15 protein-coding genes are annotated in these 19,789 nt (G+C 52.8%); 6 read left to right on the top strand and 9 right to left on the bottom strand.

Features of this window, described 5'->3' with window-relative positions:
• Positions 1–239: 239 nt before the first annotated feature.
• Positions 240–1,871 (bottom strand): signal recognition particle-docking protein FtsY, encoded by a 1,632-nt coding sequence (gene ftsY / locus ACK5LI_RS11005; RefSeq protein WP_416949210.1) that lies wholly within the window; start codon positions 1,869–1,871, stop codon positions 240–242.
• Positions 1,872–2,110: 239 nt separating this feature from the next.
• On the opposite strand from ftsY, the gene ACK5LI_RS11000 reads away from it, so the two are divergent.
• Complete coding sequence (locus tag ACK5LI_RS11000) at positions 2,111–4,402, top strand: ATP-binding protein (RefSeq protein ID WP_416949208.1); 2,292 nt, start codon at positions 2,111–2,113, stop codon at positions 4,400–4,402.
• A gap of 325 nt (positions 4,403–4,727) precedes the next feature.
• Here ACK5LI_RS11000 and ACK5LI_RS10995 read toward each other — a convergent pair whose 3' ends face one another.
• The 3 genes from ACK5LI_RS10995 to ACK5LI_RS10985 all read right to left on the bottom strand — a co-directional run bounded on the left by ACK5LI_RS10995 (position 4,728) and on the right by ACK5LI_RS10985 (position 7,821).
• Positions 4,728–5,246, bottom strand: coding sequence for a hypothetical protein (locus tag ACK5LI_RS10995; RefSeq protein WP_416949206.1), 519 nt, complete (start codon positions 5,244–5,246; stop codon positions 4,728–4,730).
• Positions 5,247–5,583: 337 nt separating this feature from the next.
• Positions 5,584–7,233, bottom strand: a complete 1,650-nt coding sequence (locus ACK5LI_RS10990; protein ID WP_416949204.1) for an AMP-binding protein — start codon at positions 7,231–7,233, stop codon at positions 5,584–5,586.
• An 18-nt stretch (positions 7,234–7,251) separates the two neighbouring features.
• The gene (locus ACK5LI_RS10985; protein WP_416949202.1) at positions 7,252–7,821 is read right to left on the bottom strand and encodes a helix-turn-helix domain-containing protein; all 570 of its coding nucleotides are present in this window, start codon (positions 7,819–7,821) and stop codon (positions 7,252–7,254) included.
• 231 nt (positions 7,822–8,052) lie between these two features.
• Here ACK5LI_RS10985 and hypF point away from each other — a divergent pair, with 231 nt between their 5' ends.
• Positions 8,053–10,398, top strand: a complete 2,346-nt coding sequence (hypF, locus tag ACK5LI_RS10980) for a carbamoyltransferase HypF (RefSeq protein WP_416949200.1) — start codon at positions 8,053–8,055, stop codon at positions 10,396–10,398.
• A gap of 258 nt (positions 10,399–10,656) precedes the next feature.
• Here the strand turns inward: hypF and ACK5LI_RS10975 are convergent, their stop codons facing one another.
• The gene (locus tag ACK5LI_RS10975) at positions 10,657–11,748 is read right to left on the bottom strand and encodes a hypothetical protein (RefSeq protein WP_416949198.1); all 1,092 of its coding nucleotides are present in this window, start codon (positions 11,746–11,748) and stop codon (positions 10,657–10,659) included.
• Between the two features lie 247 nt (positions 11,749–11,995).
• Between ACK5LI_RS10975 and ACK5LI_RS10970 the strand changes: the two genes are divergently transcribed.
• Together ACK5LI_RS10970 and ACK5LI_RS10965 are read left to right on the top strand one after the other, a co-directional pair.
• Positions 11,996–13,522: a helix-turn-helix domain-containing protein gene (locus tag ACK5LI_RS10970; RefSeq protein WP_416949196.1), complete on the top strand. Its 1,527-nt coding sequence runs from the start codon at positions 11,996–11,998 to the stop codon at positions 13,520–13,522.
• A gap of 142 nt (positions 13,523–13,664) precedes the next feature.
• Positions 13,665–14,357, top strand: coding sequence for a DUF6946 family protein (locus tag ACK5LI_RS10965; protein WP_416949194.1), 693 nt, complete (start codon positions 13,665–13,667; stop codon positions 14,355–14,357).
• A gap of 107 nt (positions 14,358–14,464) precedes the next feature.
• Here the strand turns inward: ACK5LI_RS10965 and ACK5LI_RS10960 are convergent, their stop codons facing one another.
• From ACK5LI_RS10960 to ACK5LI_RS10950, 3 genes are all read right to left on the bottom strand, one after another.
• Positions 14,465–15,214 carry a fumarate reductase iron-sulfur subunit gene (locus ACK5LI_RS10960; protein WP_416949192.1) on the bottom strand — a complete coding sequence of 250 codons (750 nt, stop codon included), beginning with the start codon at positions 15,212–15,214 and terminating at the stop codon, positions 14,465–14,467.
• A gap of 2 nt (positions 15,215–15,216) precedes the next feature.
• Entirely contained in the window at positions 15,217–17,076 is a 1,860-nt protein-coding gene (locus tag ACK5LI_RS10955) for a fumarate reductase flavoprotein subunit (RefSeq protein ID WP_416949190.1), read from the bottom strand.
• A gap of 145 nt (positions 17,077–17,221) precedes the next feature.
• Positions 17,222–17,872, bottom strand: a complete 651-nt coding sequence (locus tag ACK5LI_RS10950) for a succinate dehydrogenase/fumarate reductase cytochrome b subunit (protein ID WP_416949188.1) — start codon at positions 17,870–17,872, stop codon at positions 17,222–17,224.
• Positions 17,873–18,143: 271 nt separating this feature from the next.
• Between ACK5LI_RS10950 and ACK5LI_RS10945 the strand changes: the two genes are divergently transcribed.
• Positions 18,144–18,326 (top strand): hypothetical protein, encoded by a 183-nt coding sequence (locus ACK5LI_RS10945; protein WP_416949186.1) that lies wholly within the window; start codon positions 18,144–18,146, stop codon positions 18,324–18,326.
• A 288-nt stretch (positions 18,327–18,614) separates the two neighbouring features.
• Here ACK5LI_RS10945 and ACK5LI_RS10940 read toward each other — a convergent pair whose 3' ends face one another.
• Positions 18,615–19,382, bottom strand: a complete 768-nt coding sequence (locus tag ACK5LI_RS10940; protein ID WP_416949184.1) for an exodeoxyribonuclease III — start codon at positions 19,380–19,382, stop codon at positions 18,615–18,617.
• Positions 19,383–19,599: 217 nt separating this feature from the next.
• Here ACK5LI_RS10940 and ACK5LI_RS10935 point away from each other — a divergent pair, with 217 nt between their 5' ends.
• Positions 19,600–19,788: a DUF2892 domain-containing protein gene (locus ACK5LI_RS10935; RefSeq protein WP_416949182.1), complete on the top strand. Its 189-nt coding sequence runs from the start codon at positions 19,600–19,602 to the stop codon at positions 19,786–19,788.
• Position 19,789 lies beyond the last annotated feature (1 nt).

The following is a 19,789-nucleotide window of genomic DNA, read 5'->3' as shown; positions in this document are numbered from 1 at the left end:
ATACACGAAGAAAGATCGAAAATAAGCGCATTGAGTATATGAATTTCGGCCTCACTCTTCATTAAGAGGTATGACGCCGAACGATTTTGCCCTTGCTCATAATCAGTACCCTCGAAAGCCAAACTCCTTTACTTTTCACCGATACAGATGAGAGCAAGAGGTCATTCGCTTCCAAAACAAAAAGCCGGAAAAAGCAACGCTTCCTCCGGCTTAATGTACATGATGGGACAAATATATAGTTAGTCAGAACCCAGCAGAGCCTGAGCAAAATCCTTACCGTCAAAGGGCCGCATGTCTTCCATGCCTTCACCAAGCCCCACAAAGGTAATGGGAATGCCGAACTGCATGGCCACTGCCACCACGATACCGCCTTTGGCGGTACCATCCAGCTTGGTCAGCACAATTTCATCCAGTTTGCAGGATTCATTAAACAGCTTGGTCTGCGAAAGCGCATTCTGACCTGTGGTCGCGTCGATAACCAGAATGGAACGGTGCGGCGCTCCGGGGTGTTTTTTACCCAGCACGTTACGGATTTTCTGCAGCTCTTCCATCAGGTTCACTTTTGTATGAATACGTCCTGCGGTATCCACAAAAAGGATATCGTAACCGTCTCTTACCGCAATATCCATTGCCTCAAATGCCACGGCTGCGGGGTCGGAGTTTGCGCCTTTTGCATGGAAACCGGCACCTACTCTGTCGGCCCACACCTTGAGCTGTTCGATTGCAGCCGCACGGAAAGTATCACCCGCTGCGATGAGTACCTTTTTACCCTGCAAGCGGGCACGGTAAGCCAGTTTTGCAATGGTCGTGGTTTTACCGACACCGTTCACCCCTACCATAAGTACAACTTCAGGCGGGTTAACAGCAGCAATACGGCGTGGAGTCTTGAAAATCTCTTCCAGCTCTTCGCGCATCAACTCTTTAAACTTCGCGGGATCGTTGGTTCCTGCAATGCGAACACGCTCGCGCAGGCGGCCTACAAGCTTCATCGCAGGCTCGTAGCCCACATCCGCCATGATGAGAATTTCTTCCAGTTCTTCCCAGAAGGCTTCGTTGATTTCGCTATGAGTTGTCAGCAGCCCGTCAATCCGGCGGGTTATCTGTTCTTTCGTTTTGCTGAGGCCTTCGGAAAGCTTCAGGAACAGACGGTTGCGTTCGTCTTCTTCGTCTTCCAGTTCCAGAGCAAGGGCAAGGCGGTACTGCAATTCCGACCGGAAGTCTTCGACATATTCATATTCCATGTCGTCCAGCCATTTGCGGAAGTTATCCACAAATGCCCTGGCTTCATCGGCGGGTGCACCCAGCGCCTTGAAGAAAAACTCCAGACGTTCCCACAGTTCGTCACCGGCGGATTCGATTCCCTGCAGCACATGCCCGAGCCACACACTCAGACGAGGCTCGGCACCGCGCAAAGCAAGAGTAAGTTCAGTTTGCCATGCGGGAACATCCGCGGCAGCTGCTTCTGCCTGTGCAACCGGTGCGGCAGCTACAGGGGAAGGAGCCTGAACAACTTCTGCAACCCTATGCGGCTGTCCTGCGGGCTGTCCTGCCGGATGTTCTGCGGGTTCTTCCGCAACAACGCTCTCCGGTTCAGTTTCACCTTCATCCGCGTCAGTAGCGACAGAGGCGCCATCGGGTTGCGATTCTGCCTGCGCAGGTTCTTCTTTATGGTCCTGCGGTGTTACGCCGGAGTCACCTGCATCCGAGTCACTGTCTCCGGTCGCATCCGCTTTTGTATCATCCGCGTCCTTTGTGGTGTCGTCAGCCTGTTCAGCGCCGGATTCAGCAGTCTGCTCATCCTGCGCTTGTTTGTTAACTTCAGGCTCTTCTGCCCCACCCCAAAAACGCTTCAGCTTACTGAAAAAGCCCATTGTAGCTCCTCAAAAACAAAAAAATAAATAATACGCAAAAATGAACCGATTCGTTAAGTGCGCCCGCACACGAACCGAATTATTACCCGAGACGCATTTCTTTGCGCATTAGCCAAGGCTAGTCAAGCCGAAGAAGTACACATGCGCTCAACCAATAACGGCTTTCACCTTTCTTTTTCATACATGTTACGATAAAAAATGTAATACACATCCTACAAGAACCGTGGAGAAGTCGTCTGATGCCGTCGAAAAATATTCTTGCGAAAGCCCCGGGGCAATTTATGGGGCGCAGCATTTCACGCGACCTGACCATCAGCTTGCTCATGATGCTTCTCATCGTTGTGGGCACAATGGCCTCGCTGCAATACATCAGCCATTCTCGCACGACGCTTGAAGAACTGGATAACAAAGCAGACGAATACATCACCAGGCTTGCCGACATATTATCTGTTCCCATCTGGAACTTTGACACACGCACAATCGAACAGATCGGTACCGTTTTCACTCAGTATGATCTGGTGAACGAAGTTGTCATTGTCGACCCCGCAGGCCACACTCTTTTTTCTGTCTTAAAAGCACCCGACCCCAGTGCAACTCTGGTACGTGAACGCGATATTTTTTATGACGGAGAAGTTATCGGCAACGTGCGGGTTGTACTCTCCCTTCGTGAATATAAACGCAGTTTGAGCAGGCTGCTGACCACCACTGCGCTGACCATAGGCGGTATGGCGCTGGCTATCGTACTATGCACCGGCGTACTTTTGCGTATTTACCTGCGCCGCCCGCTGGACGTGCTCATGCGCAGTATCGACAAAGTTTCCAAAGGCGATTTTAATCATGATTTCAGCTCGATCCAGCAGGCAGAGCTAGCCGCCATCGCCCGCAGCTTTGCCAGTATGAGCGCCAAAGTTGAAGCCCGTGAAAAAGCCCTGCACCGCATGAACAGCCAATTGCAGGAAGAAGTGACCGAGCGTGAACGTGCAGAAAAAGCCCTGCGCGGCAGCGAAGAACGTTATTCTCTGGTTGTGGGCGGCACAAACGACGGCATATGGGACTGGGATCTTATTTCCAACAAAGTATACTTCTCACCGCGCTGGAAGGAAATTATCGGCTATCAGGACCATGAAATAGCCAATGAAATTCCGGAATGGACGGGCAGAGTCCACCCCGATGATCTGCCTATAGTTCTGCGCACCCATGAAAAATACCTGTCGCGCGAACTGCCCTATTTTGAAGTGGAATACCGTCTGCGCCATAAAGACGGCACCTACCGCTGGATTCTGGGGCGCGGCCTTGCCCTGTGGAGTGACTCTGACCAGCCTTACCGTATGGCTGGCGCACACACGGACATCACAGACCGCAAAGAATCCGAACGCGAACTGCTGTCGACCAAGAACAGGCTGGACAATATTCTCAACTCCATGCCGTCGCTCATCGTGGGCGTCAGCGACATAGGCACCATCCTGCAGTGGAACCACACCGCAGAAGAAGAGACAGGCATCAGCACGGGCAGAGCTGTCGGCACTGCATTTGAGGATACGCTGCCCGCGTTCTCGTTCATGATGGACAAAGTGCATCAGTCGCTGAACTCCGGCGAAACAATTTCGCTTGAGCGCCGTTCCATCATACTTGGTGAACGTAACCGCATGTTCGACATCATCATTTACCCCGTGACTGAGCGCGGTGAAAAAAGTGCCGTTATCCGTATTGATGACGTGACAGACCGCATACGCATTGAAGAAATGATGGTGCAGACAGAAAAAATGATGTCTGTCGGCGGACTGGCGGCCGGTATGGCGCACGAAATCAACAACCCGCTGGGCGGCATCCTGCAAGGTTCACAAAACATCATCCGCCGGGTTTCGCCAAATATAAAGGCAAACCATGCAGCAGCGGAAGAAGTAGGCTGCTCGCTGGACAACATCCGCGAGTACATGGACAAACGCGGAATTATGCGGTTCATCGACGGTATTCAGGAATCCGGCAACCGTGCGGCAAAAATTGTCTCCAACATGCTGGAATTCAGCCGCCGTAGCGAATCACGCCGCCAGATGGCGGATATGCACGCACTGATTGATAAAACCGTAGAGCTGGCTGCCAATGATTACGACCTGAAAAAGAAGTACGACTTCAGGCACATCGAACTGGTACGCGACTACGCCCCCGAGCTGCCGCCCATCTCATGCACGCCTACGGAAATTGAGCAGGTGCTGCTTAACCTGCTGAAAAACTCCGCGCAGGCTATGCCCAACAGGCCCAAAAACAGCACAGAACCGCCGCGCATAACTCTGCGCACCCGCCTGCAAGGCGATAAAGTACGCATAGAAATATCCGATAACGGCCCCGGCATGGACGAAGAAACCCGCAAGCGCGTGTTTGAACCCTTCTTCACCACCAAAAGCGTGGGCGAAGGCACCGGCCTTGGTCTTTCGGTTTCGTACTTCATCATCACCAGCAACCACGGCGGTACCTTTACCGTACACTCCGAACCGGGTAAGGGCGCGAGTTTTGTCATTCTGCTGCCGCGGTAAAGCAGCCCATCGAATAACTTACGTATCAAATAACGTAGCGGCAGTTTGCTTGGCATGAGCTTTACTGCCGTTACGTTCTGTTGTGTTCGAGTACTCCGACAGCGAACAATGGCGGAGTAAAAAATACGAAGACTACCGGCCTCGCTCCTCATCAGGAACATTAATGCCGTATTTCATTACTTTTGCCTTTCTTAGCCCCTGCCCCTTCTGCCTTTCGTTGGTACCAAGCCGGAGAACAGCTCGCTCATTCTACAAAAGATAATCAAATGCAGCTTCCTTTCAGGGAGTAAGGTGCAACAACTTCCTTTTTTTAGAGTAAGCCGCTTTATTTCTTGGCCCCGAACTTTAGTGACGGCTTTTTTACGGAAAGATACATGAAAAGCAGAACGAAAGAAGCATGCACTGCGACTAAAGTTCTATGCACCAGCGCAAGCGATGCAGACTCTTCACCTATCGGCTGCGCAGGGGGAAGGGTTGAAACAAAGGAAATTGATGAAGCCAGCCAAGGCAAAAACCAGAAAAGGCCAAACAAACCATACATGGAAAGCAGAAGCCATTTTGCGACAATCCATCTATGCTTAGTAAAGCCCCATGTCGTTTTCCATGAGTAGAAAAGGCCCGTAAACATGCATCCGGCAGCGCCTATACCTATGACAATCATATCAATATAATAAAGACACATGAAAAATGCGTATAGTTCAGCAGCGGTTCTGGGATGAAAGAAACACACAACCACGGCGACAGATGTTGATCCTCCCCCCCATAATGCCGCAGCAGTGACGTGTATCAGCTTTACCCATTTCTTTGCTGTCGCACTTAACTTGGATGGCAGGGTTGTGTTCATTATACTTTCCGTATTGTTTTGGTGAGTTGCAGCTGCAGTTGACAGTTACTTGCGCGGCGAAAGGCTTCCAGCGTTGTCAAACAACAGTTGGACGGTCAAGTACATCAACCTGTAGCCGACCTGTCGTATGCACATATTGCTTCATACCAGTCCCCGCAAAAATTACCCGCAGTCTTATATGTTTTAGCTATCGTTCTGCAAAATTTGCAAGTGCTAAAAACAAAGCCTCTGACCGGTTCAACTCATACACCAAAGACACAAAAACGCCCCGCCACAAAGCCGTGACGGGGCGTTACGTATTCATGCATCAGTCGCTCAGCATCGGTCGTTCAAACCGTTAGCGGACGTCAGGAAACAGTTCTGCGCACATTTCGCGCAGCTTGTACTTCTGAATTTTACCGCTGGCAGTCATGGGATATTCTTCCACAAAGGCAATATAGCGGGGCACCTTATGCCATGCAATCTGCCCGCGGCAGAAGTCGCGCACATCTTCGGGGGCAAGGTCTGCGCCTTCCTTCGGAATGATGAAAGCACCCACTTCTTCGCCGTATCTGCGGCTGGGAACGCCGACCACCTGTACATCCTGCACACCTTCCATGCCGTACAGGAATTCTTCGATCTCACGCGGGTAGATGTTTTCACCACCGCGGATAATCATATCCTTGATGCGACCGGTGATACGTACATACCCGTGCTCATCCATTACGCCAAGGTCGCCGGAGTGCAACCAGCCGTCTTTATCCACTGCCTTTTCCGTGGCTTCGGGCATATTGTAGTAGCCCTTCATCACGTTGTAACCGCGGCAGACCACTTCGCCCTGCTGCCCGTGAGGTACTTCCTCACCGGTTTCAGGGTCTACCACCATAACTTCGATGCCGGGCATGGCCTTACCCACAGTCCGGGTACGGCGCTCGAAGCTGTCAGTGGGCAGGGTCTGCGTCATTACCGGAGAGCCTTCGGTAAGACCGTAGCAGATGGTGACTTCGGTCATGTTCAGATTCTCAATGGTACGGGTCATAAGCGGTTCGGGGCATACAGAACCTGCCATAATGCCGGTACGCAACGAGTTGAAGTCGAACTTGTCGAAAAGCTTATGCTCGAGCACGGCAAGGAACATGGTGGGTACGCCGTACAGCGCCGTGCATCTTTCCTGATCGACGGAAGCCATCACGTGCATGGGGTTGAAGTTTTCCAGAATGACCAGCGTGGCACCGTGGTTGATTGCAGCCAGCACGCCGAGAACACAACCGAAGCAGTGGAACAGAGGAACAGGCAGGCACAACCTGTCCTTGTACGTAAAGTTCTGGTTCTTCCCGATCCAGTATCCGTTAAGACCGATACCCACATGGGTCAGCATAACCCCTTTGGGGAACCCTGTAGTACCCGAAGTGTACTGCATGTTGACCACGTCATACGGGTCAAGCATACGCTGACGCTCTTCGTATTCCTGATCAGAAACCATCACGCCGAGACTGATGATCTCTGGTACGGAATACATGCCGCGGTGCTTTTCCACCCCGAGGAACATCACACGCTTAAGATGCGGGAAGTCCGTCAGGTTCAGATTACCGCGGGGCTGATTTTTCAGCTCGGGCATCAGGTCGTACACGGTCTGCAGGTAGTCATGGTCGCGGTACCCGTCCATGATGAACAGGTTCTCGCACTCGGACTGGGTTAGCAGGTATTGCAGCTCGCTTTTACGGTAGTTGGTGTTTACGGTTAGCAATACAGCGCCGATTTTGGCAGTGGCAAACTGTAGCGCAACCCAGTAGGGCACGTTCGTGGCCCATACGGCCACTTTTTCACCATGTTTCACTCCAAGAGCCATCAGGCCCTTGGCAAGGTCGTCAACCACCTTTCCGAATTCACGGTAGGTCTGGCGGTAGTCGCGGTCTACATAGACAACGGCTTCATTGTCGGGCCAGTTAGCCACGGCATGATCCAGAACCTGCCCGAGAGTCCACTCGCGAAGCTCAAAATTTTCCATGCGTCAATAACCTGCTTTCTAGCGCGGGTAGTAGATAACGGCGTAAATTTCCGCCTTTTCATCACCCGCCGCACCTACGTAATGAGGTACGATAGAGTTGTAGTAAATGCTGTCGCCCTGTTCGAGAATGTGTTCTTCCTTGCCGTATCGTACAAGCAGCTTGCCGGCTACGACAACGATGAACTCTTCACCCTGATGCGAGGAAAGCTGCTTGTCTTCGTCCGGCTCCGGCGAAATCTCGATGAAGAACGGCTCCATGTTGCGGTCGCTTTTACCTTTGCCAAGTGAATAGAAATTAAAGGCTGCACGCTTGGTGCGCGACTTCTGCATGGTCAGATCGCTTTCGTGGTTGCTTCTGCGCACTACGATAGGATCACGGGTCACTTCATCATCCATAAAGGTGCCGAGACGCACATTCAACGCGCGGGCAATCTTTTGCAGCGGCCCGATGGAAGGGTACAGGTCCTCTTCTTCCAGTGCCTGAATCATTTCTGCTCCGAGGCCGGATGCCTCTGCCAGCTCTTCACGCGACATGCCTCGTTCCTTCCGGAACTTACAGATACGCGCCCCCAGTTTTTTCTCGGCCATGTTTCTGCTCCTATTTGGTACCTTTTGCTATCCTTGGCGGATGCACCCTACAGAACTATACAAGAGTGGACGGTAGTTCAAGGAAATGATGCCCATACTCCCCGACAGGGCTTCTGCCGTTGCAAACGCGCACAAGATATCCGCATCACAAAAAGAGAGCAACACATTAAAAACACCGAATCATCGCAGCAAACTCTTTCCCCCGAGTAAGGAATACGTTATTGATTATGCATGTCTGTAGCAGCAGTACGCAGAAAATACGTCATCGCGGGGCAGGTTCAGGGAGTCGGATTCCGGCCGTTTGTCTTTCGCATTGCGCACGACAACAGCATCACCGGTACTGTCGCCAATACTTCCCGGGGTGTCTTCATCGAAGCGCAGGGTTCGCCCGCCGCAGTGGAAGCTTTCGGTATTGACCTTACAGACAAGCTGCCGCCTCTTGCCAGAGTGGTTTCCCGTACGGAAGAAGATATCCCGTCAGTAGATGGCGAGACAAAATTCATCATCATTTCCAGCGAAGGCGGCGACGGGCAAAATGTGCTTATCAGTGCGGATGTCTCCACCTGTGCTGACTGCCTGAACGACATGTTCAACTCAACGGACAGGCGCTACCTGTACCCCTTCACTAACTGCACCAACTGCGGCCCCCGCTACACCATCACCCGCTCCATCCCCTACGACAGAGATAAAACGTCCATGGCGTGTTTTCCCCTGTGCGAGCATTGCCGTGCAGAGTACGAAAACCCTATGGACAGGCGTTTTCATGCCCAGCCCAACGCCTGCCCCATATGCGGCCCCCATGTATGGCTGACAGCACCGGACGGCACCGAGCTGGCGCGCGATACCGAAGCTATCGGACAGACGGCACGGGCACTGGCAAAAGGCAACATAGCAGCCATCAAAGGGCTGGGGGGATTTCATCTGGCATGCGATGCCACCAACCATGACGCCGTAGCCAGACTGCGCAGTCGTAAAAAACGCCCCGGCAAACCACTGGCAGTCATGGTGGCAAACATTGAAACAGCCCGGCAGCTTGCAGATATCACCAACGCCGAAGCCGCCCTGCTGCAATCAATCGAACGCCCCATCGTACTGTGCAAGCTGCGCCCTGAAGCTGATCAGGGAACGGCCCTTTCGCCGCTTGTCAGCCCCGACACGGCCTATGTGGGCCTGATGCTGCCGTACACGCCGCTGCACCATGTTCTTTTTCATCTGTATCAGGACATCATCCCGCAGGACGGCATAACCGCGCTGGTTATGACCTCCGGCAACCTCAGCAGCGAACCTATCAGTCTGGGAAACCGCGAAGCGCTTATGCGGCTGCATACCATTGCGGACGTATTTTTGCTGCACAACCGCGACATCCTCATACGTACCGATGATTCTGTCACACGCGTCAACCCTGATTCCGGCGAGCCGCAATTCCTGCGCCGTGCCCGCGGCTATACTCCGCGACCGATTTTTCTGGCAGAAGAAGGCCCTTGCGTCATGGCCACAGGGCCGGAGCTTAAAAGCACGTTATGCTTCACACGCGGCGATCAGGCTTTTGTCAGCCAGCATATAGGTGATTTGCAAAACCTCGAAACCTACGGATTCTACCGTGAAATAGCCAGACACCTGCAATCGGTGCTGGAGGTGGAGCCTGAAGCCATTATCCGCGACCTGCACCCTGATTATCTTTCAACTACCTATGCCGACGGACGCAGCAAACGGGATGCTGTTCCGGTACTGAGTCTGCAACACCACTTTGCTCATATTTACAGCGTGTTGGCAGAAAACAGACACCAAGGAGCAGCACTGGGGCTTGCCCTGGACGGCACAGGGTACGGTGAAGACGGCACCATCTGGGGCGGCGAGCTGTTGTACGCAGATACAGAAGATCTGGAACAGGAACGGCTGGGGCATCTTGCGCCCCTCATGCTGCCCGGCGGCGAAGCGGCCATTCGCGAACCATGGCGTATAGCGCAGGGGCTGTTGTGGATGAGCGGTGTATTTGAGCCGCTGGAAAAAACGTGGCCGTGGCAGGAACAATTCAAAGATGCCTCGCGGGTACTGCCGCAGGTACTTGAACGCAACCTCAACTCTCCGCTGACCAGCAGCTGCGGCAGGCTGTTTGACGCCGTTTCCGCCATGTTGGGACTTTGCCTGAATGTAACCTACGAAGGGCAGGCCGCGATCATGCTGGAATACGTGCAGGATATGAGCATTACCGAACCCTACCCCTGCCCCATGCTGACCGATGCACAACCGCTGGTACTGGATACGCATACGCTGTTTCTTGCAGCATACGCAGACTGGCAGAACGGAGTACCCGCAGGCGTAATCAGCCGTAAATTCCACCTTGGCCTTATGTACGGCCTGACAGAAATGACCTACGGCGTTGCCGCCGTTATGGGAGTAAACACCGTAGGGCTTTCCGGCGGAGTCATGCAGAACCGCACTTTCTGCAAAGAACTGCCCGAACTACTTCGCCAATACGGGCTGGAAGTGCTGGTGCACCGCGAACTGCCTCCCAATGATGCCTGCATTTCACTGGGGCAGGCTTACTGGGGTCGCAAAATGCTGCGCCAAGGGTAGCACCATCCGGCCCAATACCCCGCTCAGACACACCAGAGCTGAAGTCAGCGACCGTACTTGCCTTGTCACACTCAGAAATCTTAAAATATGCCAGCAACCCGACGGCACACATCTGCACATCATGCCAAGAGTGCTGACAATCCCGCTTGCGGGCATCAGCTTACATTACCGCAGCATCTCTGTTCTGCTGCAGAAATACCGGCAGCCTGCTGCTTGTTGCGATGTTTTTTACACTGACTATTGACTTTATCTGCCCCCCTACAGTGCCCTGTTCAGATTCACCATAAAATCCTGCACGTTTGTCAGAATGGCATGAGCAGTCAATGAGCCTCTGTCTGCCAGCTTGCCCGCAGCAAACTCCGACATATCCACAATAAAAAAGTAAACAGGCCGAACTGTTCCGTCTTCCATAACCTGATATGACGGAGTCATGTTGCCTGTCGCAATGGTATGCAACTGCGTTGCCAGCGCCACAACTGTAGTTGCCCCGCCCGCAAGCATACGCATGGCGTCCTGCGCCTTGTACACATCAGCCTGCACCTCGCGCAGGGGTCCGTCATCGCGGATGGAGCCTGCCAGCACATAGGGGACATCATTACGAGTCAGCGCATGCATTACCCCGTCGCGCACCAGCCCATCCTGCACAGCCTGCTTGATCGATCCCTTTGCCCGCAACGTATTCAGCGCATCAAGATGATGGTAATGGCCCAGTCTGGCTTGCTTTTTGTCATATATACCCTGCCCGAGAGCAGTATTGAACAAGGCTCCTTCCAGATCGTGCGTAGCCAGAGCATTGCCCGCCAGCAATCCGTGCACGTAACCTTTGTCTATCAGTTCGCAAAACGCCTTTCGCGCATCGGAATCAAACACAACAGCAGGGCCCGCCACCCAGATGATGCGCCCATGCTCTTTATCGTGGCGCATGATGTCGTACAGGGTGTCGTAAGCAATGGAAAACGAAGTTTCGCGGCTTGTTCCGGTGCGAAAGGCAAAGGCCTCGCCATCGCATTCGCGGGCAGGCTCAAAGCCGGACGTATGTAAATAAATACCGTCTTCGCCCCGCTCTCCGCGGCCCACCGCTACGGGATCACCCTTTTGCAGCCTGCGAAATTCGGTAACTTCCAGCAAACCGCCATTTGTTTTTCTGATTACGCAGTCCATGCGCGAATTGCGCACCAGCTCCCAGTGTTCCTGCCGCACGTGCACATACTCAGGAAAAATAGACGTGGCATGGTAATCTGCCGGAGCAACTCCGTCTGCAGGGCAGGGTTCAAATCGCGCCAGCGGCGCACCGGCGAACAGAGGAAGCAAAAAATCCGGCAGTTGGTAATCGGGTAAAACAAATGTCATGGCAGCTCCTGCAATCAGGTCACGTCCGGCAGGGGGTACTATTATCGCAACCGGACAGATTAACGCACAACAGCAAAATATTCTTCCCCGCAAAAATATTCACTGTTTACCGTATCATCTCCACACGCCTGCAACAAGCTGCACGCCAGTGCAAAGCGTTATTACGTTTTATGTGCAAAATTTCATACTTGCAGCGCATTGCAGCAAAAGTCTGGCACTGCCAGAGCTGTTATTGTATCATCCCTGCATGCGCATACCTAAAACAGCTTATGCAGTCATCGCGGCTACCCTGCTCGCAGTGCTGCTTTTTATCGTTTTCAATACGGCTATTGTCGGCAGGCTTATCACCGGCATCGCTGTTGATTTTTTTGTAGATGCAACCCGCCAGTCTTTGCTGGATACCAGAGCGCGGATGACGGCGCTTCTGGCTGATAATACCAAACTTGACGGTGCGGCAGAATCTGAAGTGTTCCGCGAAGCTATGCGGACCAGCGGTGCCACGGGTGTTGCCGTTTTCAAGCCGGACGGAAAAGGCGTATATTTTGACTCATTGACAGGCCGCAGAGCAAACATCCCTGCACTGTCTGAAGCAGACGCGCAATCACACAACGCATCAAGCGAGTCTATCTCGCTCATCGGTACCCAAAAGGCATCTGGTTCCCCCCTGCCGTTGCCCGCATCGGGCACAACCTCCGGCAACTCCACAAGAACTGCCCCGAAAGCTCCTGCAAAAACTCTGTCGGAAAATCTTGATCCAGAACTTACACGCTGGCTGCGTTCCCATATTATAACATCCATGGAAGTGGCGCCTGCACTTACCTTGCTGGATGTAACGCCGGAAATGGCAAACGGCCGCCTTGTGTATATGATTGCCAATGCCGGCGGCAGCACAGCGTTTTTACTGTATACGCCTGAAAGTCTGGCTAAAAATCTGGTGCAGTTTTTTCCGCATGCAGAAGCCGTCATCTCTGTAAATGACAACGTCATTGCCATTAGTGGCGGCTTCATTGCAGATCTGGAAAAAGCCAATGCCGATGATGAAAGGCTTACGCTGGAGTCCATTACCAAACATCGTGACGGTGGCTACGGAGTTACTGCCGAAACGTTCATTTCTTCGCAATCTTCCGGCTTTGCCATTACGCTTTTGTCACGCGATGTGAATCTGCTTTCTCTGCTGTTACGGGATACCCGCTTTCTTGCAGGAACAGCGGTACTGCTTGCGACTCTTTTCATCATAATCACCGCATATGCTCTGCATGCCGGTAGAACCCGCAGAGCATACAAGCCCAATAAACCGCTTTCCAATTCGCAAATCGGCAAACTGCTGCGTCAGGGCGAAGGTGACCATGTGGAATTCAAATCCACTCTGCGCTTTAACCTGAAAAGCGAAAAAAATGACAAAAACATCGAGCTTGCTTCGCTCAAAGGAATCACGGCTTTTCTGAATACGGCAGGCGGAACGCTGCTTATCGGTGTGAATGATGACGGCGAGGTTCTGGGCATAGCGCAGGACAAATTCAACAACGATGATCATGCCCTGCGACATCTGAGCAATCTTGTGGCAGACCACATCGGCATTCGCCACATCAACGACATCAGCATGCACGCCGTGACCATAAACGGCAAAACAATACTGGCCGCCGTTTGCCGGCAGGCAGTGGAACCGGCGTTTCTTAAGCACAAAGAAGACGAATACTGCTTTGTCCGGCAGGGACCGGGTAACAGACAGCTGACAATCAGCGAGTTCTGGCAATTCAGTAAAAAGTTTTTGTAGTGTGATAATTACCGGATACCACGCCCGAGGCATGGGTGAGCAAAAGGAATCTTCGCCTCCTTTGTCATATCATCAACCACAAACCAACGGCCTGTAACGGGCTCATGATTTATGATTGTTGTTTCTGTCCAAAGGAGCTCCCATGCAACGTTCATCGAAGTACGCAATCCCCTCAAGCGGACCGGAAGACTGGCGTCAGGTGCTTGCTGCGCCTGATAAGCACTGGAAAACAGGCTATTCTGCAAAGGAACTGGCGTACAGCTGGCAGAATTCCGATGGGTTTCCCGTTGAAATTCAGTCTGTGCTGAACACCTGTGAGGAGCTTGCTTCTGCCACACTTCTTCTGGCCATTCCTGAATACAAAGTAGCTCTGCCCGGAAGCAATATCGCCCCCTCACAGAATGACTTGTTTGTTCTTGCCAGAACAGATTCAGAACTTGTTGTTATTATGGTGGAAGGTAAGGCCGAAGAGCCTTTCGGCCCGACACTGCGGGAGTGGCAGATTAATTCATCTGCTGGCAAACAGAACCGACTGGCTTACCTGCAATCGGTTCTGCACCTGAAACAGCCGGTTCCGGACACCATCAGGTATCAACTGCTACACAGGATGGCTTCTCCGCTTATCGTTGCACAACAGTTTCATGCAACAAAAGCCGTAATGCTTGTGCATTCGTTTTCTGCTGCCACAAAGTGGTTCGAAGACTATGCGACCCTGCTGCACCTGTACAACGTTGAAGCGCAATGCGATGTACTCCACCCGATCTTGAGCACAGGCGAGACCAATCTTTATGCCGGCTGGGTTACGGGGGCTTCAAAGTCTACTGATGTTGCATAGTGCCCGTAACCACGGCCTTGCTGCCGTCTGCTATCGCTCCGCGTTTCACCAAAAAAACGCCCGCAGAGATGACTCGGCGGGCGTTATCGTTTCCAAATAAGCACGTCTTACTTTTTACGCGTCCACGGCAACAGGCGCTTAATCGCGGTAATGCCCATTTTACGTCGCAAAAAGCCCAGCTGGTCCTGTAACGGCAGCTGTTTGGGACATACATCTTCACAGGCAAGCAGGCCCATGCAGCCGAATATGCCTTCGTCACTGCCTATAATGTCGTAATACTCTTCGTCGGTACGTTCGTCACGGGGGTCAGCCACAAAGCGCGCAACGCGCACAAGACCTGCCGCAGCCATAAATTCCGGCCGCATACGCGCTGTGCCGCAGGCTGCAACACAGCAGCCGCATTCAATGCAGCGCTCAAGATCATAAATCTTGTTTGCCACCTCGTTTTCCATGCGTTCTTCAGGCCTTTCGGGGTCAAACTCGCGGGTGGTGTGCACCCAAGACTCCGTACGCTGATACATCTGGCGAAACCATGTACCTGTATCGACGGACAAGTCGCCCACCAGTTTGAACACGGGCAACGGAAGCAATGTGATTTCTTCCGGCAGGTCGCGGGTTTTTGTATGGCACGCAAGGCCCGGACGGCCGTTGATAACCATGGCACATGCGCCGCAGATACCGGCACGGCAGCAGAAGTCGAATATCAGTGACGCATCCTGCTCCTCCCGCAGCCTGTTCAGCGCGATAAACAGCGTCATGGACTCCGTTTCTTCAATACGGAAAGCATCCATATGCGGCTCAGAAGCAGGGTCGTGCGGATTGTAACGGAATATATTCAAAGTGAGGGTTCTGCTCATGCCTACGCGCCTCCTGTGGCGTCATTGTCCCCCGCTGCGGGGGCATCCATGGGAATAATACTGCCGCCGCCGTAGCCCCGGTCACCGGGCGGAATTTCCATACTCGGCGATGCGGACTCGTATTTCAGCGTGGGCAAATCTGCGCCGTCTTCCCATGTGGCAAGGGTGCGTACAAGCCAGTCACGGTCATTTCGTGCGGGGTAATCCTCACGGGTATGCGACCCGCGGCTTTCAGTACGCATCAACGCGCCGTAACAGACGCATAATGCAAGGCGCACCATGCCGGGCATCTTCAATGCCAGCGACAATTCGCTGCTGGCGCCCAGCCCGTTGGATTGCAACCCGATGCGTTTAGCCCGCTCATGCACTTCCAGCAACGTATCCACGCCCCATTGCAGGTCTGTGCCGTTGCGGTACACGTAGGCAGCCTTTTCCAGCACATCAAACATCGCATCGCGCACGGCGTAGACATTTTCATTGCCGTTCGTACGGTTGCGCAATGCAGCGATACGCTCTTCATCTTTTGCGGCGCAGCTGCGCATCAGGCCCGTATCAAAGCGCACATCGTTGCCCTGCAGAAATTCAACAATCTTTCCGCCGACGATACCGCCTGCAACTACGGTTTCTGCCAGCGAGTTGCCCCCCAGCCTGTTAAAGCCGTGCATATCCCAGCAGGCAGCCTCACCGGCGGAGAACAACCCTTTAAGCCCGTAAGCGGCACCGTCTTTGTTTGTCCGTACGCCGCCCATGGAATAGTGCTGCGTGGGACGCACAGGGATAAGCTGATGCAACGGATCAATGCCGAGGAACGAATGGCATATTTCATCCACTTCGCGCAGTTTTGTACGTATGTGCTTTTCACCCAGATGGCGGATATCCAGCCACAGGTGTTCGCCGTAGGCACTTGTTACGCCTTTTCCCTTACGGATGTGCTCCACCATACGGCGCGAAACAACATCACGCGAAGCAAGCTCCGCCTTTTCAGGCTCATAATCAGGCATAAAGCGGTATTCGTCCGCATCAAGCAAAGTGCCGCCGTCTCCGCGGCAGCCTTCGGTCACAAGAATATCTGTGGGAACAATACCGGTGGGATGAAACTGCACGGCTTCCATGTTGCCCAGCGGAACAATGCCGGTATCCAGCGCGCAGATAAGTCCGCCTCCGTCACAGATAACCGCATTGGTGGAGGCACGATAAATGCGCCCGAAGCCGCCGGTCGCAATCAACGTGGCGCGGGCGATGTATGCCCTCAGCTCGCCTGATTTCATGCACCGCGCAATAACGCCCATGCAGTTTTCGCCGTCATGAATAAGCGAGATGGCTTCTGTCCTGTCATGTACGTTAATGCCGAGCTTCGCTGCGTGGTTATCAAGCGTATACATGACTGCGTGTCCGGTTCCGTCCGCCGCATAACATGTGCGCCATTTCGCCGTTCCGCCAAATGCGCGGGAATGAATAAGCCCGTGCTTTTCTTTTTTCTCTTCTGCCTCAAAGGGCTTGCCGCCCTTGTAATACGTATGCGTACCAGCCACCACGCGGTTCCACGGCACTCCCCAGTGCGCCAGCCTGCGCATTTCAACAGGAGCCGTATCGGCAAACATCCGCGCCACTTCCTGATCACATCCCCAGTCGGAACCTTTGACTGTATCCTCAAAGTGGACATCAGATGAATCGCCTTCTCCCATGACAGCGTTGCCCAGCGCCGCCTGCATACCGCCCTGCGCCGCAGAGGAATGCGAGCGCCGTGCAGGCACTACTGAAAGACACACCACGTCGAATCCGGCCTGCGCCGCTTCAATGGCACACCGTTCACCGGCAAGGCCTGCGCCCACACACAGCAAATCGGTATAAATAGTCTGCATACGCAATTCTCCAAGCTTGTTTCCCTGCCATTCAGGCAAGGAGGAGTGACAGCAGAACATCCACCGTCATTACTTTTCCGTTACGGTCTGCCAGCCGGTGTTTTCCACAAGTCTGCACACCGTCTCCTGCGGCAGTTCAGCTTTTTTACACGCTCAACGTGGCAAGACGTATCAATGTCATGGAAGCAAGAATCAGTAAGCCAGCCAGCAGATACAACTCCATCTTGCGGGCTCTGAGCCGCAGTTCACGGGTGATGAAGCCGGTTTTTACCGCTACGCGCCATATGCCGATGGTAAGGTGCAAGAAAAGAATCGGCAGCAGCGTGCCGTAAAAAATCAACCACCCGCCGGACTGTACGCGGGCCGCACTGTTCTGCGCCACCACAGGAATATCCGTCAGGCCCGTCCACAAATGGATGGAAACAAGCGCCATAAGCACACATCCGGTAACGGCCTGCGCTATCCACCGCCACGTATCCGCATGGCGCACCATTCTGGCATGGCGGACCATCTCCACAACCTGCATAGCTTTAAACGGAATTTTGCGCGTTACCGTGGCCATATGCACCACAAAAACCACAGCAATAAACCAGCCGCCCAGCGCTTCGGCATGAATGGCTTCAAAAATGGCGCTCAGTCTGTTCATTGCCTCAGCGCCGAAAAGCACACTGGAAAGAAAAAGCATGTGCATACATGTAAAAACAGCAAGAACTGCCCCGGAAAATATCTGGGCGCAATCCATAAGTCCGTCTGCGCCCTGTAACCCTGCGGTATGCATGGTTGTTTGTGTCTGCACTGTAGCCTCCGCAAAAGTATGTCCACGATGAAACTGTATGCCGCAAACACCATGTTTTGGACTAATTTCAATCGTATGAGTATGATATTACGCAATAGTGCGTTTTATGACCTGTCACCAATATTGTGTCAAACCTGATTGAATGAATAACCACGACCATAGCGACCGTTCTTTTTAAATACGGCCCTACGCGGGGGTTTGCTTTTTTTTGAAAGCCGCATTATGGGGGAAAAAAGCGCTTGGGAAATTTCGCACAAAAGAGGTTGAACCCATGCAGGAACAAAGAGAAGAACTCATACGCCTGGCCAGAGAAAACGGGCTGCCCGTACCGCCCGATGCAACAGTAACAGACGTGGTGCGTCTGCTGAGCACCGAACCGCATATCGCTCCTGAACTGAGCGAAGCACTTAACTGTATTCTGTGCGCAGTGGCAAAGGCTACCAACAACAAGTAAGTATATAAAAGCAGGCATGGCTACCCTCTTTACGGGTGCCATGCCTGCTTACTTTTTTGTTGTTGCCGAAAACGACTGCTGCCGAAATACACCGGCGTGCTGTCGGGTGCTTTGTTGCACCGTTACGTCGGGCAGCACAGCGGAAAACGCTTTTACCGCCCCCAAGGCATAGTACACTCTGTCCTTGTAATGTGTACTATGGTGTTTTGTTGCGCCCTGTGACTTATCGTCACGTCCCGTTATGTTTACATTCCGTAGCCGCAACGCAAACGCATCTGCCGCCAGCAGCTAAATATCCAGCTCCAGCCCTACGGGGCAGTGGTCAGAGCCGAACACTTCCATCTCAATGGATGCATCTTTTACCGCACCGCGCAATTCTTCAGATACAAAGAAGTAATCAATACGCCAGCCCACATTCCGCTCGCGCGCCTTAAACCTGTAAGACCACCACGAATACATGCTGGCAGCATCAGGATATTTCAGACGGAATGTATCCACATAACCGTGAGCGACAAACTTATCCATCCAGGCTCGTTCGACAGGCAGAAAGCCTGATGTTCCTTCGTTTTCCTTCGGGCGGGCAAGGTCTATGGGATGGTGCGCGGTATTAAAGTCACCGCAGACAACTATCGGCTTATTCCTGCGCAGCTCTTCTGCATGCTGCAAAAACGCATCGTAAAACCCCAGCTTATACTGCAGGCGTTCTTCACCGCTTTGTCCGTTGGGAAAATAAATATTAAAGTAAAAAAATTTATCAAATTCCAGCATCACGGTGCGGCCTTCACCCTGATACCGTTCATCCGGCAGGTCATAGACAACTGAAAGCGGTTTGGTACGCGTAAAAGCAGCAACGCCGGAATAGCCCTTTTTGACGGTCGCCCCCAGCCAATAGCTTTCGTAACCATCCGGATTGCGCTCCGCATCCGCAATCTGCTCCGGCATGGCTTTTGTTTCCTGCAGTCCTATAACGTCTGCATCGCATTGCGAAAACCATTGCCACTCGGGCTTTTTACTTACCGCCCGAAAGCCATTCACGTTCCAAGAGAAAAATTTCATAGTATCCTGTCCTGTCAGCACACCTGACGGCGTGCAGTTATAAGCATATTTTTCACTGTAACAGCAGCGGACAAAGAACTGCCCCGAAGAGCAGATCCGCTGCCTCGTATCGGGCGTACCACAAAAATGCAGCACATAAAATCCAGAATAAATCAAATGGAAAGAGTGTGCAAAAGTAGCACGTATGCTACAACATACAACAAACAAGGAGACTATGATGACAGTAAACAGAGCTCTGCGTGCTGCAGCAGGTACTTTTATCCTGCTCAGTTTGTTACTGGCGTGGCTGCATTCACCTAATTGGCTGTTCTTTACAGCATTTGTGGGGTTTAATCTGCTGCAATCGGCGTTTACGGACTGGTGCCCGCTTATGACCCTATTACGAAAGGCAGGAATTAAAGACTAGG

Origin of the sequence: Oleidesulfovibrio sp., from assembly GCF_047973035.1 — a bacterium.
In the GTDB taxonomy this organism is placed as follows: Bacteria; Desulfobacterota; Desulfovibrionia; order Desulfovibrionales; family Desulfovibrionaceae; genus Oleidesulfovibrio.
This window is presented reverse-complemented; position numbering and strand designations above follow the sequence as displayed.

Excerpts from the sequence above, each read along its gene's own strand:
- ACK5LI_RS10935 (WP_416949182.1), top strand. The coding sequence starts at position 19,600 with ATGACAGTAAACAGAGCTCTGCGTGCTGCAGCAGGTACTTTTATCCTG.
- ACK5LI_RS10990 (WP_416949204.1), bottom strand. The coding sequence starts at position 7,233 with ATGGAAAATTTTGAGCTTCGCGAGTGGACTCTCGGGCAGGTTCTGGAT.
- hypF (WP_416949200.1), top strand. The coding sequence starts at position 8,053 with ATGTCTGTAGCAGCAGTACGCAGAAAATACGTCATCGCGGGGCAGGTT.
- ACK5LI_RS10960 (WP_416949192.1), bottom strand. The coding sequence starts at position 15,214 with ATGAGCAGAACCCTCACTTTGAATATATTCCGTTACAATCCGCACGAC.
- ACK5LI_RS10955 (WP_416949190.1), bottom strand. The coding sequence starts at position 17,076 with ATGCAGACTATTTATACCGATTTGCTGTGTGTGGGCGCAGGCCTTGCC.
- ftsY (WP_416949210.1), bottom strand. The coding sequence starts at position 1,871 with ATGGGCTTTTTCAGTAAGCTGAAGCGTTTTTGGGGTGGGGCAGAAGAG.
- ACK5LI_RS10975 (WP_416949198.1), bottom strand. The coding sequence starts at position 11,748 with ATGACATTTGTTTTACCCGATTACCAACTGCCGGATTTTTTGCTTCCT.
- ACK5LI_RS10995 (WP_416949206.1), bottom strand. The coding sequence starts at position 5,246 with ATGAACACAACCCTGCCATCCAAGTTAAGTGCGACAGCAAAGAAATGG.
- ACK5LI_RS11000 (WP_416949208.1), top strand. The coding sequence starts at position 2,111 with ATGCCGTCGAAAAATATTCTTGCGAAAGCCCCGGGGCAATTTATGGGG.
- ACK5LI_RS10940 (WP_416949184.1), bottom strand. The coding sequence starts at position 19,382 with ATGAAATTTTTCTCTTGGAACGTGAATGGCTTTCGGGCGGTAAGTAAA.
- ACK5LI_RS10965 (WP_416949194.1), top strand. The coding sequence starts at position 13,665 with ATGCAACGTTCATCGAAGTACGCAATCCCCTCAAGCGGACCGGAAGAC.
- ACK5LI_RS10970 (WP_416949196.1), top strand. The coding sequence starts at position 11,996 with ATGCGCATACCTAAAACAGCTTATGCAGTCATCGCGGCTACCCTGCTC.
- ACK5LI_RS10945 (WP_416949186.1), top strand. The coding sequence starts at position 18,144 with ATGCAGGAACAAAGAGAAGAACTCATACGCCTGGCCAGAGAAAACGGG.
- ACK5LI_RS10985 (WP_416949202.1), bottom strand. The coding sequence starts at position 7,821 with ATGGCCGAGAAAAAACTGGGGGCGCGTATCTGTAAGTTCCGGAAGGAA.